Below are 16,754 nucleotides of genomic sequence, written 5' to 3' on the forward strand. Positions count from 1 at the left end.
CTGCTCCGGATTTTTATTGAGATTTTTTAATCAACATTCTATAATAAATAATATATTAAATACATTAAATTATTATCAATATTATTATAGTGTGTTATTTTGTTGGAATAAAGAAAAACAGGATTAACTCGGGATAAAAAACTGTGGTTATTTTCAGGAGAAAATGTGGAAAAATAATTACTCACATTTTTTAAACAAAAAATTAAGAAAAAATATTCGGATGTGGATAAAAAAATTTTTTCTTTGAAAAATAAGAAAAGTGATTAATGTGGAAAACTGTATGAAAATGTGGAAAAGTTAAAAGAAATTTTAGAAAATAACCTTGAATTTAGTGGAAAAGTATGTGGAAAAGTTAGGAAAGGGGTTTCTTGATTAATTGATTTTTTTATGGTATAGTCATACTACAAAAATGTTTTAAGGAGTTTAAAAATGGACGTAAATGCCTCTAATCTGTGGGACAAAATATTGAAGATATTTAAAAATAATACAAGTATGGAAACTGAATACAATGCTTTTTTCAAAAATGTAAAAGCCGATGATTTTTCAAATAATATACTGTCGCTGAACTGTAATTCACCTCTTATGAAAGAAAAAATGGAAAAATACAAAAATGAAATAGAAGAAACTTTAAATGATATTTTTATATTGTCAAATGAAAAGATCCATATAGTTTTTAATATAAAAAAAGAAGAAGAACCGGGGGAAATAAGTTACAGAATTAAGGAATATAGAAGTACAAATCAAAATTCCTCGATGAAAACAGGACTCAATGTAAGAAACAGACTTGATAATTTTATAGTAGGAGATAACAGCAGAATGGCTTATAATGCCTGTCTTGCAGTTTTGGAAAATGAAGCTCCGGTGTATAATCCTTTGTTTATATACGGAGGTTCGGGACTTGGAAAAACTCATCTCATGCAGGCTGTAGGAAATGCCATTTTAGAAAGAAATCCTGAAAAAAGAGTTCTGTATACTACTACAGAAGAGTTTTCCAACGAATTTATTGCTGCAATAAAAGAAGGAAGAATAAAAAACTTCAGGGATACTTTCAGAAATCTTGATGTACTGCTTTTAGACGATATACAGTTTTTTGAAAGAATATTCGGAAGAGGAATGGGAGATACTGAAGAAGAATTTTTTCATACTTTTAATAAATTGCAGGAATCGGGAAAACAGATTATAATGATAAGTGACAGATATCCTCAGGATATTAAAAATCTTTCCAAAAGACTGGAATCCAGATTTATTTCGGGATTATCTACGGAAATACTGGAACCGGGCTATGAAACGAGAAAAGCCATACTTGAAAATATAGTAGAAATAAAAAATATAGAAATAGACGATAATATTCTCGAATATATAGCCGAGTCGGTAAGTTCCAATGTAAGAGAACTGGAAGGAATACTTACTCTTATAAATGCAAGAGCAAAACTCTTAAATGAAAAAATAACATTACAACAGGTACAGGATGAACTAAGTACAAGAATGAGAAGTCAGCAGTCCAAAATAACTGCGGAAAAAATAATAGAAATAGTCTCTCAGGAATATTCAATTCCTGTGTCGGAAATGAAAGCGAGAAAAAAGAAACAGGAAATAGTCGATGCGAGACAGACTGCCATGTTTCTTATAAAAAATATACTTGATCTTAATCTGACTACTATAGGAGGGCTTTTCGGAGGAAAAGACCACAGTACTGTTATAAGCAGTATCAGAAAAATCGAAGGAAAAATAGAAGAAAATATTGCTTTTAAAAAAGAACTGGACAGAATAAAACAAAAAATAGTAAAATAACATTAATACTGAAAGGATAAAAAATCCTATGAAAAAAGAAGAAATTGAAGAAATAGAAATAAATACCGAATTTATAAAACTTGATCAGTTTTTAAAGTGGACAAATTTTGTCATTTCCGGAGCGGAAGCCAAGCTGTTTATACAGGAAGGGCAGGTAAAAGTAAACGGAGATACGGAAACAAGAAGAGGAAAAAAATTATATTCGGGAGATATTGTGGAATTTAAAGGAGAAAAAGTAAAAATAAAGTAATTCTAAAAGATTTTTCCGAAAAGGACAGTATATGTATTTGAAACAATTGAGTTACAGTAATTTCAGGTGTCTGGAAGATACTAAAACCGAACTTGACAGAAATTTTAATTTAATATACGGAAAAAATGGACAGGGTAAAACATCTTTTATCGAAGCTGTTCATTTTTTAGCGACCGGAAAAAGTTTCAGAACAAAAAAAACGAAAGAACTTTTCAGATATAATAAAAACAGAGTTATTGTGTTCGGAAAATATATAAATAAAAATGAAGAAGAAAATATTTTGGCAATAGATGTGAACGAAGAAAAAAAGGATTTTTATATAAACAGAAATAAAAATAAATATATTGATTATGTGGGACTTTTAAATATAATATCTTTTATTCCCGAAGATATAGAAATAATAGTGGGAAATCCTTCAATAAGAAGAAATTTTTTTAATTATGAAATTTCTCAGGCGAAAAAAGATTATTTAAAATCGATAGTGGATTTTGAAAAAATACTGAAAACAAGAAATAAACTGATAAAAGAAAAAAAGACTCGTGAAGAAATATACAGCATATATAACGAAAAATTTATGGAAGAAGGGACGAATATAATTATTCACAGAAGGGAATTTATAAAAAATATATCTATTTTGCTGAATCTTAATTACAGAAAACTTTTTGATCCGAAGTCCGAACTTAAACTGAAATACGACTGTTTTTTAGGTGATATTGATAAAAAAACAAAAGAAGAAATAAAAGAAAAGTTTTCGGAAAATATAAAAAGAAAAGCGGAAAGAGAAAAAATACTCGGATACAGTCTGACAGGACCTCAAAAAGACGATTTTATATTTGAATTAAACGGGAAAAATGCAAAATCTTTTTCTTCTCAGGGAGAAAAAAAATCTATTATTTTTTCGCTTAAAGTTTCGGAAATAGATATGCTTGTAAAAGAAAAAAATGAATATCCTCTGTTTATAATGGATGACATAGCTTCATATTTTGACGAAGTGAGAAAAAAGAGTATTCTTGATTATTTTATAAATAAAAAAATACAGTGTTTCATAACTTCCACAGAAGATTTGAATATTAAAGGGAAAAAATTTATTATTGAAAAAGGGAAAGTGATAACAGATGAAAAGTAATATAAAAAGTACGGAAAATATAGTTTCGGATATTACAAAGACCAAAAAGTCCCTATTTAATAATGAAAATTATATATTATGGAAAATAAAGAAAAACTGGATAAATATTACGGGAGAAGAAATAGGCGGAAAATCTTTTCCGAAATACCTTTATAATAAGAAAATGACTTTAAATGTGGAAGATTCTCTTATTCATCACAGTATTTTAGTACATACAGGTGTGATTATCGAAAAAATAAACGACTTTATTCAAAAAGAAGCGGTAAACGAACTGGAAATAAGAAAAATCGAAAAAAAACCGAGAAGAAACATTGTAAAAAATTTAACTGAAAGTAACGAAGAAAATATTGAAATCAATGAAGAAAAAATAAATGAAAAGACGGATTTTGAAGAAAATATAGAATTATCGGCTTTTGAAACAGAAAAAATAAAAAAAAGTATAAGTAAAATTGATAAAAAATATAAGGATATTGGCGAAAAGCTTGAAAAAATAGCTTTAAACAGAAAAAAAAAGGATATTTATTTACTTTCTAAAGGATATATAAAATGTAAAAATTGCGGTGATATATTTTATCCTTCTGGAAAAAATGAAATATGTCCTTATTGTTGTGAAAAAGAAGAAAATGAAAAAATTGAAAAAATGTCCGCAATAATAACGGGGAATCCTTTTATAGGGGAAAATGAAGCTGTAAAAATAAGCGGAACGGACAGATATACTTATTATAAAGTAAGAGATATTTTAGCCCAGCGGGCGTATAACGATCTTCTGTATTTTTATATTACAAAAAATATAGAGATAAAATACAGCGAAGATTATGAAAGTGAAATAAGAAAAGAAGCAAATACGGACTTTGAAATTTATGTGAAAAATTATATAGACTACAAAGTAGGTACTGATAATAAAGAAATATACAATATTGAAAGAAAAAAAGTGATATCAGGACTGAGAAAAAGAAAAGAGTATCAAAAAAGATAATGAAAATCCTTTAAAAAACAAAAAAAGGAAAGCTATTTATAAAAAACTCAAAAAATGTTATAATTATAAAAAAGAAAAGGAATGAAAAATGTATCTGTATATTGAGAATAACATTTTTATAAATTTGAAAGAAATAGAGTTATTAATGGATTATAAAGATTTTATTTCAAACGGAAACAACAAAAAGATAATGGAAAAAGAAAAAAGAAGAATACTGGATCTGACTGAAAATGAAAAGAAAAGAAGAACTCTGATATTTACGGAAAAATTTGTATATATATCTTCGTATACAAACAGAGCTCTTAAAATGCGGGCGGATGAATATGATAAATTGGTAAATAGTATAGTTTTTTAACGAGGAGAAAAATGAAAATACAAAATTTATTGCAAGAAGCTGTAAAATCATACGAAGAAATGAAATACGATGATACGGTTTTATATTTGGAAACAGTACTCGAAATTGATAAAAATAATTATGAAGCCCTTATTTTACTTACAAGAGTTTACACAGGATCAGGATTATTTAAAGAAGCTCTTCAGTATTGTGAAAGAATTTATAAAAATTATCCTGAAGATTCTCTTGTTTTATTTAATATGGGATATATAAATCAATCTCTCGGTAAACCTAAAAAAGCAATATTTTATTATGATAAATACCTTAAATACGAGGAAGATTATCATGTGCTGCTGAATATAGGACTTTCATATATGGATATGAAATATTACAAAAAAGCTATGAGTGTAATAGAAAAGGCTATAAAAATGGAACCCGAAAATTCCGACGGATATCTGGACAAAGCGGAATGCTTTACAAAGCAAGGGAAATATGACGAGGCAATAAAAATATATGAAGAAAGACTGAAGAATCCCGAAAATAATATAGAAGAATACTATATTTATACAAAAATAGCCGATGTTAAAGAAAGAGCCGGAGATATAGAAGAAGCTTTGAAAAATTACAATATAGCGATAAACTGTGAAAATGTAGATGAACTTGTCTACGAAGCTTTTTATGAATTTCTTTTAAGAGCCGACAGAAAAGATGAAATAGAGCTTATGCTTATAAATTACGCAAATAGCCCTATTCCAAGAGAGAGATCATTAAATCTCGAAGGAAGATATGCGGCTTACATAGAAGACTTTGAAAGAGCGAGAAAAGTATGCGAAAAACTCTTGATTTTAAATCCCGATAATCCGTTACATTATTTTAATTCGGCATATATTTGGGAAATGCTTAAAGATTTTGATAAAGCCCTTGATTTTATAAAAAAAGTCGAAAAAAAAGTAGACGACAAAGAACTTATAAAAAATGCAAGAAAAAGAATTATGAAATCCAGAAGAGAATATATGAAATCTCTAAATAAAGCTGAAAATAAAAGATAAAGAGGCATAAAACAATGATAAAAGAAGAGAATTATAAAATAAAAGAAGGATATGATAAAGAAATTTTATCGGATGTATTGAAAAATTTTGATACAACAGGAAGCTTTGTCGTTCAGGGTGCAAGAAATCAGATAAAAAAGTTTGTAATAATAAATAACGGTAAAGAAAAAGAAATAAATATAAAAAGATTCGGGAGGAAAAATATTCTGACAGAACTTATTTATAAGTTTTTCAGAGCATCAAAAGCAAAAAGATCATACGAGTTCGGAAATAGACTTCTTCAAAAAAACATAAAAACACCCGAACCGATAGCTTATTTTGATGAATATACAGACGAAAAAACAGGAGAAAAAAGAAGTTTTTATATAAGTGAAGAGCTGAAATATGAATTTACATGCAGAGAAGTTTTCTGGGATGAAAAAACATCTACTGAAATAGATGAGCTGATCTTAAAAGATCAGGATAAAATAATCAGAGAATTTGCCGAATTTACTTTTGATTTACATGAAAAAGGTATAAAATTTGAAGATTATTCGCCGGGAAATGTTCTCATAAAAAGGGAAAAAGACGGGAAATACGGTTTTTATCTTGTGGACTTAAACAGAATGAGTTTTGAAAAAAGCCTTGATTTTAATTCCCGAATGAAAAATGTTTCGAGAATGATGGAATTTAAGAAATATGCGGAAAAATTTTCCGAAGAATACGCAAAACTTTATAAAAAACCTTATGAAGAAGTGTTTAAAAAATTGTATTACTATATAACGATACATAAATATAGAGTATTATTTAAAGATAATACGAGATTTTTGAGAGAAATATTCAAATCAAAAAGAAGATAAGAAATAAAATTATAGAAACGGGAGGAAAGAATGGCTAATAATTACGGAGCCGAGAATATTAAAGTACTGGAAGGACTGGAAGCGGTAAGAAAAAGACCGGGAATGTATATAGGTTCGACATCATCGAGAGGACTTCATCACCTTGTCTGGGAAATAGTGGACAACAGTGTGGATGAGGCATTGGCAGGAGTGTGTGATAATATAATTGTCAAAATTTTGAAAGATAATGTAATAGAAGTTTCCGATAACGGAAGGGGAATACCTTTTGCCACTCACGAAACGGGAAAATCTACGTTGGAAGTAGTTATGACGGTACTTCACGCCGGAGGAAAATTTGATAATGACAACTATAAAGTATCGGGAGGACTTCACGGAGTAGGAGTATCGGTAGTAAACGCATTGTCCGAGTGGCTCGAAGTAACTGTAACAAGGGACGGGCAGATAGTAAGACAGACATATAAAAGAGGAGAGCCTGTATCAGATGTGGAAAAAATAGGAGAGGCATCTCCTGAAGCTCACGGAACAACGACAAAATTTAAAGCAGATCCTGAGATTTTTGAAACGACAGTTTATGAGTTTTCGGTGTTGGAGTCGAGATTAAAAGAGCTTGCTTATTTGAATAAAGGTCTGACGATAACATTAATAGATGAAAGAGATCAGGAAAAAATAAAAGAAGAAAAATTTTTATTTGAAGGCGGAATAATAGATTTCTTAAATGAGATAGCCGATGAAGAAAAAATAACCGACGAAGTAATATATATGAGTGACACTTACGAAGTCGAAGCAGCTAAAGAAGTAGAAACTGTTGATGAAAACGGAAATACTGTAAAAAAAATGAGAGCTGCAAAATTTGTGGAAGTGGAAATTGCCATGAGTTATACAATTTCTCAAAGAGAAAATGTTTATTCTTTCGTTAATAATATAAATACTCACGAAGGCGGAACTCACGTGAGCGGTTTCAGGACAGCTCTTACGAGAACAATAAACGATATTGCAAAACAGATGAATATCGTAAAAGATAAAGACGGTACTTTTCAGGGAACAGACGTAAGAGAAGGTCTTGTCTGTGTAATAAGTGTGAAAATACCCGAGCCTCAATTTGAAGGACAGACAAAAACTAAACTGGGAAACAGCGAAGTTACAGGAATTGTATCGAATATAGTCGGAAACAATCTGAAATTTTATCTGGAAGATCATCCGAAAGAAGCTGAAAAAATAATAGAAAAAATGACTATGTCAAAAAGAGCAAGAGAGGCTGCAAAAAAAGCGAGAGAACTTGTATTAAGAAAAAATACTCTTGAAGTGGGATCACTTCCGGGAAAACTTGCAGACTGTTCTTCCAAAGACCCGTCCGAGTCGGAAATATTCATAGTCGAAGGAAACTCTGCGGGAGGTTCGGCAAAACAGGGAAGAGACAGAAGATTTCAGGCAATATTACCTCTTAGAGGGAAAATACTGAATGTAGAAAAGTCGGGAATGCACAAGTTGCTTGAAAATGCCGAAATAAGAGCTATGATAACAGCATTCGGAGCGGGATTCGGTGATGATATGGACTTGGAAAAACTGAGATATCACAAAATCATAATTATGACCGATGCCGACGTCGACGGAGCTCATATAAGAACATTGATGCTTACGTTCTTTTACAGACAGTTAAGAGAGCTTATAAATGAAGGATATATTTACATAGCACAGCCGCCTTTATATAAAGTTCAGGCAGGAAAAGCAATAAAATATGCTTATTCCGATGAGCAGATGAAAAAGATAACGTCTGTACTTGAAAGAGATAACAGAAGATATACAATACAGAGATATAAAGGTTTGGGAGAAATGAATCCTGAGCAGCTTTGGGAAACGACACTGGATCCTGAAGTAAGAACATTGCTCAAAGTTACCATGGAAGATGCTTCTTATGCTGACAAAATGTTCAATATACTGATGGGAGATAAAGTCGAGCCAAGAAGACAGTTTATAGAAGAAAATGCAAATTATGTAAGAAATTTGGATGTATAATTTTACATATACGCTTTTTGAAAAAAGCTTAGCAAAAACTGTCAACACAAATTTTTTCTAACTCGAAATTTACTCATTACGTTATAAAAACAACAAACTCGCTTTGCTCGAACAGTTGTTTTTATAACACTTCATTCGTATTTCTCGAAGAAAAATTTGTATGTTGAGAAATTAATATTTGAAATTTGTAAAAACCCGCATTTTCGGAGTCGACGAAGGAGCGGAGAACGCGGGTAGCGGGAGTATGAGGGCGGCAATGAGCCCTTATTAAACAATCATAGCGAACGGACATTTTTAAGTATATAAAGTTCGAGTTGCTTGTTTTTTGCTACTTTTTTTGGAAAAAAGTAGATATAAAAAAACGGAGGTGCAAGAATGTCTGATGATATCAGAGATGACGAAGAAAAACAGGAAGATATAATAGAAGAAACCAATGATGACGATAAGAATATTATCGTCGAGGAAATTAAAGAAACGAATATGACAAACGAAGTAAATATTTATATAGAAGATGAGATAAAAGCATCTTATCTGGATTATTCCATGAGTGTTATAGTAAGCAGGGCATTGCCTGACGTAAGAGACGGGCTGAAACCTGTTCACAGAAGAATACTGTTTGCTATGAACGAAATGGGAATGACTCACGATAAGCCTTTTAAGAAATCGGCAAGAATCGTCGGAGAAGTTTTGGGTAAATTTCATCCGCACGGGGATTCATCTGTATATAATGCGATGGTAAGACTTGCTCAGGACTTTAATATGAGATATCTTCTGGTAGATGGTCACGGAAACTTCGGTTCTGTTGACGGAGATGAAGCTGCGGCAATGAGATACACAGAAGCGAGAATGGCTAAAATAACGGCAGAATTACTTGCAGACATTGATAAAAATACGATAGATTTCAGAAAAAACTTTGACGAAAGTCTGGATGAGCCTACAGTATTGCCGGCAAAACTGCCGAATCTTCTTTTAAACGGTTCTACAGGAATAGCGGTAGGTATGGCGACAAACATACCTCCTCACAATTTATCGGAAATTTGTGACGGAATAGTAGCGTTAATTGATAATCGTGAAATATCCGTAGACGAACTGATAAATTATATAAAAGGGCCTGATTTTCCTACAGGAGGAATAATTAACGGTAAACAGGGAATATACGAAGCATATAGAACAGGTAGAGGAAAAATAAAAGTAGCAGGAAAAGTAAAAATAGAAACTTCAAAGACCGGAAAAGAATCGATAATCGTTACAGAACTGCCTTATCAGGTAAATAAAGCAAGACTTATAGAAAAAATTGCCGAACTTGTAAGACACAAAAAATTAACAGGTATTTCCGATTTGAGAGATGAGTCTGACAGAGAAGGTATAAGAATCGTTATAGAGCTTAAAAAAGGTGAAGAAAGCGAGCTTATATTAAATAGTCTTTACAAATTCACCGATTTGCAGAATACTTTCGGTATAATAATGCTTGCTCTTGTAAATAATGCTCCGAGAGTACTTAATTTAAAGCAGATACTGGAAAATTATCTGGAACACAGATATAATGTTATTACAAGAAGAGTTCAGTTTGAACTGAATAAAGCTGAAAACAGAGCTCATATATTGGAAGGATTTAAGATTGCCCTTGACAATATTGATGAAGTAATAAGAATAATAAGAGGTTCGAAAGATGCCAATGAAGCGAGAGAAAAATTAATAGCAAGTTTCGGATTTTCGGAAATTCAGGCAAAAGCAATTCTTGATATGAGATTGCAAAGATTGACAGGCTTGGAAAGAGATAAAATCGAACAGGAATATAGAGAATTAATGTTATTGATAGAAGAATTAAGATCCATACTTGCCGATGACTCCAAAAAATACAGAATTATAAAAGACGAAGTAATTAAGTTAAAAGAAGATTTCGGAGATAAAAGAAGAACGGAAATAAAAGAAGCAAGAGTGGAAATCGGAATAGAAGATTTGATAAAAGATGAAGATGTAGTAGTTACGTTGACTGAAAAAGGTTATGTAAAAAGGACTTCCATAGATACTTATCATTCCCAAAGACGTGGAGGAATAGGAGTAAATGCTACAAATACAGTCGAAGACGATGTAATAAAAGATATGTACATAGCTAAAAACCTTGATACACTTCTTATATTCACGACAAAAGGAAAAGTATTCAGCATGAAAGTTTATGAAATACCTGAAGCAGGAAAACAAGCGAGAGGAAAACTCATAAGCAATCTTATTAAACTTTCCGAAGACGAAAGAGTAAGTACGGTAATAAGAGTTCGTGAATTTGAAAAAGATAAAGCAATATTCTTTATAACAAAAGACGGAGTGGTTAAGAAAACCGACCTGACTTTATTTGCAAATATAAATAAAACAGGAATAAGAGCATTGACTTTACGTGATGAAGACGAACTTAAATTTGCGGGATTGACAAGCGGAAGTGAAAAAGATGAGATATTTATCGCTACAAGAAACGGTATTTCCATAAGATTCTGTGAAGAAGATGTAAGGGTAATGGGAAGAACTGCAGCAGGAGTAAAAGGAATAACATTAAGAGATAAAGACTATGTTGTGGCTGCGGTTATAATAAATCCTGAAAAAATATCCGAAGAATTAAGTGTTATGACTATTACCGAAGAAGGATACGGGAAAAGAACGGCTCTCAGCGAATATAAAGTACAGTCAAGAGGCGGAAAAGGAATAATAAACTTAAAAATTAATGAAAAAACAGGAAAAATAGTCGATGTCAAAATAGTTGACGATAAAACCGAAATAATGCTTATAACTTCCGAAGGAACATTGATAAGAACAAAAGTGGATACTGTTTCGGTAATAGGAAGATCCACATCGGGAGTCAGAATTATGAAAGTAAGAAATGAGGAAAAAGTGGCTTCTGCAGTAAAAATAGCCGAAAATCCTGAAGAAGAAAAAGAATTAAGTTAAAAAAATTTTGGAAGAGGGTAATTGTTACCCTCATCTTCGGTTATATTGAGTTTTTTTGAAAAATTTAGGCATTTAAAAATTAGGGAATTATATATTAATAAAAGGGAGTGATTGCAATGCTAATGAAAAAGGCTTTATTTCTGGTATCTTCGGAAAGTGAAATTGAGACTTTGAAAGAATTCGGAAAAAAATTCAGAGAAAAATATAATGTTGAAACAGATGCATTATATGTAAAAGACGTTCTGAAATATGAAATATTTCCTGTAACAATAGAGGGAATAGGAGTAAATATAGGTTCAAATTATGCTTTTAAAGAATATATGGAACTTGAAGAAAGAAATTTCAATAATGTAAAAGAAAAATTGGGGTCCGAGTTTTCCAAAGTTTATTCCGAAGACGGAGAAACAATAGAAACGGCTCTTAACGAGTTGAAAAAATATGACTTGATAGTAGTAGTGAAAAATGAAAAAGTAAGCCCTTATTTAAAAGAACTTTTAAGAAGTAACTTTAAACCGCTTATTATATTGCCTAATGTAACCGAGTTTTCATTTGACAAAATACTTTTACTGGATGACGGAGCTTATAACGCAAACAAAACATTATATACTTTCTTTTATATGTTTGACGAACAGAAAGTCGATGTTTTAAGGGTAAATGTGGACTCTAAAGATTATTTGAAAGAAAGATTCGGAGATAACTGCAATCTTGTAGAAAAAGAAGGAGATCCTTTCAAAACAATAATGGAAGAATCGGAAAAATACGATTTTATTTTAATGGGAGATTTAAGATATACAATAATGGTCGAAAGAATTACGAGAAAATTAGGTGTAAAATTACTTGAAAATCTTAAAAAACCTATATTTATAGTATAGAAAGAAGGAAAAATAATGAAAATACTGATTTGTTCAGACAGCCATACAAGACTTGATTATTTTCAAAAAGTAATAGACTTGGAAGAGCCTGAAATGATTATTTTCGGAGGAGATCACAGTACGGATGCTATTGATATGTCCCTTGTATACAGTGAAATTCCTTTTAAAATTGTAAGAGGAAATACCGATTATTTCGATAAAGATACGAGAGATATTGAGATTTTTGAAGTAAACGGAAAAAAAGTTTTTTTGACTCACGGGCATCTTTTCGGAGTAAAAAGTAACTTAAATGAAATTGAGAAAAAAGCCGTTTCAAAAAATTCGGATATATGTATTTTCGGTCATACACACAGAGAATACATGAAAGAAATTGACGGAGTAACATATTTGAATCCGGGAGCATTACAGGACAGAAAATATGTAATTTATGACGGGAAAAAATTTGAACAGAAAGTTTTGAAATAAAAAGTACTGATGCTTTAAGGATTGGGAAATATGCTGCTTTAAAAAATATAGACGAAAATGGGGGCTAAGTCGAAAGTGAACATTCAAAAAAGATATATTAATCATTATTATGCAGTTCTGGCAGCTTTGTTTTATGCTTTAAATGTACCTGTAGCCAAAATTTTATTAAAAGATATAAATGAAGTAATACTGGCGGGACTTTTATATTTAGGTGCAGGAATGGGAATGACTGGAGTAGTATTTTTCGGAAAAAAGAATGTTTCCGAAAAAGAAAAGCCCTTTGAAAAAAAGGATGTAAAATATATATTCGGAATGATAGTTCTGGATATTTTTGCTCCGATTTTTCTAATGACGGGCTTAAATAAAGCTCTGCCTGAAAATGTATCATTACTTAACAATTTTGAAATAGTAGTTACAAGTTTAATAGCATATTTTATATTTCGGGAAAAAATTTCCAAAAGATTGGCGACAGGACTGTTTTTAGTGACTTTATCAACAATAATACTGAGTTTTCAGGGAATAAAAAGCTTTTCTTTTTCAGAAGGCTCGTTATTTGTAATATTGGCATGTTGCTGCTGGGGGCTTGAAAATAACTGTACGAGAATGCTTTCTCAAAGCGATCCAAAAAAAATAGTTATAATCAAAGGAATAGGTTCGGGTCTTACTGCGTTTTTAATAGGTGTCTTTTTAAGATATCCTTTACCGTCTTTAATGACAATGATTTATTCTTTATGTTTAGGGTTTGTGTCTTACGGGCTCAGTGTGTATTATTATGTTAAGGCTCAGAGATATCTGGGGGCAAGTCGAACAAGTGCTTATTACGCACTTACTCCTTTTATAGGAGTTATACTTTCTCTAGTTTTATTCAGAGAAATGCCGACGGTAAATTTCTGGATAGCTTTAGTAGTAATGGGAATAGGAATATTTTTTACAAATTAAAAAAATGAGGACTTATCAGCATATTTTAGTCCTCATTTTTATAGATAGAAACACATAATTTTAAAAAATATTATTTTTTATTTTTGAATAATTCAAAATTTATCTGAAATAGCTATTTTTGTATCATATCGGATAATCGAAGTCCTTATTATCTCTTATTTATTTTTATGATTATTTTTCGCTTTAAGAATGATCCCGTTACGTGCGTCAATTTCATATTGGTACCTGGTCTTATCTACATAAAATTCTATTTTATAAATAAGAACATCTTTCTTTTTGTGCAGTCCGATTTTTTTAAATTTGGCATTATTCTTTGAAACTCTTGCATGATTAAGAGCTATTTCTTTTGCTTTTTCCGAAGAAATTTTATTTTTTAAATCGGCATTACTTCTTTTATAGGAAAAATCAGTAGAAAACATATTTTTTCCTTTTCCGATTCCGAAAGTAACTGCAGAAAATAAAATCATAAATAATAATATTTTTAAAAATTTACGGTTCATATCGGTATTTTTCACCCCTTTTTATCTTTTGGAAACAGTACTGTCTGCTCCTGTCACTGAAATCGAAGGTTTCCCGGATTTTGAAGGAGCCGTTTTATAATAAATTTTATTTGAAGTCCCGTAAACGTTTATGCTTGAAACAGAATCAAGAGTTACTGTATTGTCTGCACCGTTTACTGTAAGAGAAGATACATTCCCTTTTACTGTAATATGATTTGAAGCTCCTGTTATTTCCAGAGATTCACCGTTTAATGTAACGGTTTTTGTTATAGAAGCCCCGTTTATTACAATTTTTTTACCTTTAGTCGATTTTGCTTTTTTACTGCTGTTTTTTGTTTCCGAATCTTGTGCATTAATATTGATATTACCGTCGGAAACATTTACAGAAGTACTTCCCGGAGTTTTAATTTTAATCTGATTGCCCACTTTTACCGTACCTGCATTTAAAAGAGCGGATGTTACCAGTGTCAAAACTGTTAATTTAATAAAATTTTTCATAAAAAAACCTCCTGAATTTTAGTATACTAAATTATACCAAAAAATGCTTAAAGAAAAATGAGAGGTTTGAAAATTTTAAATATTAAAATTTTATAATTTATTGTTTAGAGGAAGTTCTACTGTGAATGAGGTTCCTTTATTTAGCTCACTTTTTACAGAAATACTTCCTTTATGAGCTTCGACTATCCATTTTACCATTGAGAGTCCAAGTCCTGACGAGTCGGAAGATCTTGAAGAATCTACCTGATAAAATCTTGTCCATATTTTATTTATATTTTCTTGGGCTATTCCTATTCCGTTGTCGGAGATTTTGCTTATAATTTTATCTTTAAATTTGAATAATTCAATATTTATATATCCGTTTTCTTTTCCGTAATTGACAGCATTTGTAATAAGATTTATAAAAAGTCTCATTATAAGTATTTCATCTGCAGGAATTACAATATCAGGACTTATAACCGAATTAATTTTTATATTTTTTTTATCTGCAGCAATTTGCTGAGTGTCAATTATAATATCAAGCAGTTCACTTAAATTTACTTTTTCAATATTCAGTTTCTGGTGTCCTTTATCCATTTTTGAAAGCATCAAAAGTTGAGAAATCATTTGAGACATTTTTATTGACTCTTTTAACACCGATTTTAAAGAGTTTTCCATTTTTTCTTTGGATTCAGTGTGGTTTAAACCGTATTCACTTTGGGAAATAATGACCGATATAGGCGTACGCAGTTCATGAGAAACGTCAGAAGTAAACTGTACTTCGTTTTCAAAAGAAGTTTGGAGTCTGTTGAACATCGTATCAAAAGTATTTGCCAAAGTATGAATTTCATCTTTTCTCTGTTGCCCTAAATTTATTCTTCGGGACAGATCATTTCCTGCGTTTATATTTTCTGCAGTAAGCCTTATTTTTTCAATAGGCTTGAAGCCGTTTTTTGTTATTATATACCCGCTTATTCCTGCAAAAAGAAGGAAAAAAGGCAAAATAATCAGTGAAATGGAAATTATTGTTTCGATAGCTTTTTCCGCAAGAGAGGAAGGAATAACACCTCTAATCCACAAATCACCATAATTCGGAATATATTTTTTATTTTCATATACATACCATTTTTCATCTCCTTTTCTTATAGTTCTTATGGTATTTTCATGAAAAGGAGAATTTTCAAAGTTAAAATCGCTCAAAGCACTTCCGTAAATAAATTCAAGGTCTTTATTGTATATTGAAATCTCTATATTATTTCTCAAAAGTACAAGGCTTTCATCAAAATCGGGCTCATTATTATCGGAAATTTCGATTTGACCGAAAACACTGTTTACTGTATTTTTTAAATCTTCATGAATAGAATTACGAATTAAATTATCACTTATGTAAAAAATTATAGAAAGAAAGAAAATTACAAGTCCTGTCATAAGTCCCATATACCAGAAAGTAATTTTCAACTTTAAAGAAACGGAAATTCTGTTCAGAATATTCCTGAAAAAATTACTCATCTTCCACCTTCAATATATAGCCGACTCCGTAAATATTATGAATAAGTTTCGGAGAGAAATCGGCATCGATTTTTTTTCTCAAGTATCTTATATAAACTTCGATAACATTGCTTCCGCCTTCATAGTCATAATTCCATATATGTTGCTCTATTTTATCTTTGGAAAGTATTTTTCCTCTGTTTCTAATCATATATTCGAGTATTGTAAATTCACGCTTGGACAGTTTTATAGGAATATCATCACGAAAAACCGAGTGTGAGTTTGTATCCACAGTTAAATTTGCTACAGTAAATACATTACCTGAACTGTTGGAATCTTTTCTTAACATTACTCTTATTCGGGCAAGAAGCTCTTCAAAAGCAAAAGGTTTGGTCAAATAGTCGTTAGCTCCCGAATCAAGCCCTTTAACTCTATCTTCTATACTGTCTTTTGCTGTTAAAAAGAGGACAGGAGTGTCTATGTTTTTTGAACGTATAGTTTTTAGAACTTCGTAACCGTTTAACTCGGGCAACATAATATCCAGAATTATGGCATCGTATTCTGTTAAAAGAATATTATCAAGTGCATCTTTCCCGTTATAACACCAGTCTACCCCGTAATGCTCATCTTCCAGTCTTTTTACAATTACTTCATTTAAACTTTTTTCATCTTCAACAACTAAGATTCTCAAATTATCA

General features: G+C 30.9%; 16 protein-coding genes. 12 read left to right on the forward strand and 4 right to left on the reverse strand.

The features are described 5' to 3' along the window. Positions 1-429 precede the first annotated feature (429 nt). The 12 genes from dnaA to FVE72_RS00060 all read left to right on the forward strand — a co-directional run bounded on the left by dnaA (position 430) and on the right by FVE72_RS00060 (position 13,591). Positions 430-1,791, forward strand: coding sequence for a chromosomal replication initiator protein DnaA (gene dnaA / locus FVE72_RS00005; protein ID WP_006808371.1), 1,362 nt, complete (start codon positions 430-432; stop codon positions 1,789-1,791). Between the two features lie 28 nt (positions 1,792-1,819). After that, positions 1,820-2,041, forward strand: coding sequence for a S4 domain-containing protein YaaA (gene yaaA / locus FVE72_RS00010; RefSeq protein ID WP_006808385.1), 222 nt, complete (start codon positions 1,820-1,822; stop codon positions 2,039-2,041). A gap of 31 nt (positions 2,042-2,072) precedes the next feature. Continuing rightward, positions 2,073-3,167, forward strand: a complete 1,095-nt coding sequence (recF, locus tag FVE72_RS00015) for a DNA replication/repair protein RecF (protein WP_006808384.1) — start codon at positions 2,073-2,075, stop codon at positions 3,165-3,167. Beyond that, positions 3,157-4,143 carry a DciA family protein gene (locus FVE72_RS00020; protein WP_036055940.1) on the forward strand — a complete coding sequence of 329 codons (987 nt, stop codon included), beginning with the start codon at positions 3,157-3,159 and terminating at the stop codon, positions 4,141-4,143. Before recF ends, FVE72_RS00020 begins: the two co-directional genes overlap by 11 nt. Before the next feature lie 88 nt (positions 4,144-4,231). After that, positions 4,232-4,498 (forward strand): DUF370 domain-containing protein, encoded by a 267-nt coding sequence (locus FVE72_RS00025; RefSeq protein ID WP_026736767.1) that lies wholly within the window; start codon positions 4,232-4,234, stop codon positions 4,496-4,498. Positions 4,499-4,509: 11 nt separating this feature from the next. Then, positions 4,510-5,526: a tetratricopeptide repeat protein gene (locus tag FVE72_RS00030; protein WP_026736768.1), complete on the forward strand. Its 1,017-nt coding sequence runs from the start codon at positions 4,510-4,512 to the stop codon at positions 5,524-5,526. A 14-nt stretch (positions 5,527-5,540) separates the two neighbouring features. Beyond that, positions 5,541-6,365: a lipopolysaccharide kinase InaA family protein gene (locus tag FVE72_RS00035; protein WP_026736769.1), complete on the forward strand. Its 825-nt coding sequence runs from the start codon at positions 5,541-5,543 to the stop codon at positions 6,363-6,365. 30 nt (positions 6,366-6,395) lie between these two features. Next, positions 6,396-8,378, forward strand: a complete 1,983-nt coding sequence (gyrB, locus tag FVE72_RS00040) for a DNA topoisomerase (ATP-hydrolyzing) subunit B (RefSeq protein WP_026736770.1) — start codon at positions 6,396-6,398, stop codon at positions 8,376-8,378. 480 nt (positions 8,379-8,858) lie between these two features. Continuing rightward, positions 8,859-11,315 carry a DNA gyrase subunit A gene (gene gyrA, locus FVE72_RS00045; RefSeq protein WP_026736771.1) on the forward strand — a complete coding sequence of 819 codons (2,457 nt, stop codon included), beginning with the start codon at positions 8,859-8,861 and terminating at the stop codon, positions 11,313-11,315. 116 nt (positions 11,316-11,431) lie between these two features. Beyond that, a complete protein-coding gene (locus FVE72_RS00050; RefSeq protein WP_026736772.1) occupies positions 11,432-12,187 on the forward strand; it encodes a hypothetical protein in 756 nt (251 codons plus the stop codon). 15 nt (positions 12,188-12,202) lie between these two features. Beyond that, the gene (locus FVE72_RS00055; protein WP_026736773.1) at positions 12,203-12,652 is read left to right on the forward strand and encodes a YfcE family phosphodiesterase; all 450 of its coding nucleotides are present in this window, start codon (positions 12,203-12,205) and stop codon (positions 12,650-12,652) included. 57 nt (positions 12,653-12,709) lie between these two features. Next, entirely contained in the window at positions 12,710-13,591 is an 882-nt protein-coding gene (locus tag FVE72_RS00060; protein ID WP_232049452.1) for a DMT family transporter, read from the forward strand. A gap of 155 nt (positions 13,592-13,746) precedes the next feature. Here FVE72_RS00060 and FVE72_RS00065 read toward each other — a convergent pair whose 3' ends face one another. The 4 genes from FVE72_RS00065 to FVE72_RS00080 form a co-directional block, all read right to left on the reverse strand. After that, complete coding sequence (locus FVE72_RS00065; RefSeq protein WP_050775480.1) at positions 13,747-14,106, reverse strand: PepSY domain-containing protein; 360 nt, start codon at positions 14,104-14,106, stop codon at positions 13,747-13,749. 6 nt (positions 14,107-14,112) lie between these two features. Beyond that, positions 14,113-14,589, reverse strand: a complete 477-nt coding sequence (locus FVE72_RS00070; RefSeq protein WP_051411692.1) for a DUF3060 domain-containing protein — start codon at positions 14,587-14,589, stop codon at positions 14,113-14,115. Between the two features lie 90 nt (positions 14,590-14,679). Then, on the reverse strand, positions 14,680-16,077 hold the full coding sequence (locus tag FVE72_RS00075; RefSeq protein WP_051411693.1) for a HAMP domain-containing sensor histidine kinase: 1,398 nt from the start codon (positions 16,075-16,077) through the stop codon (positions 14,680-14,682). Further along, the gene (locus FVE72_RS00080) at positions 16,070-16,747 is read right to left on the reverse strand and encodes a response regulator transcription factor (protein ID WP_146966258.1); all 678 of its coding nucleotides are present in this window, start codon (positions 16,745-16,747) and stop codon (positions 16,070-16,072) included. Before FVE72_RS00080 ends, FVE72_RS00075 begins: the two co-directional genes overlap by 8 nt. Between the last annotated feature and the right edge of the window lie 7 nt (positions 16,748-16,754).

Source organism: Pseudoleptotrichia goodfellowii, from assembly GCF_007990505.1.
Classification (GTDB): Bacteria; Fusobacteriota; Fusobacteriia; order Fusobacteriales; family Leptotrichiaceae; genus Pseudoleptotrichia; species Pseudoleptotrichia goodfellowii.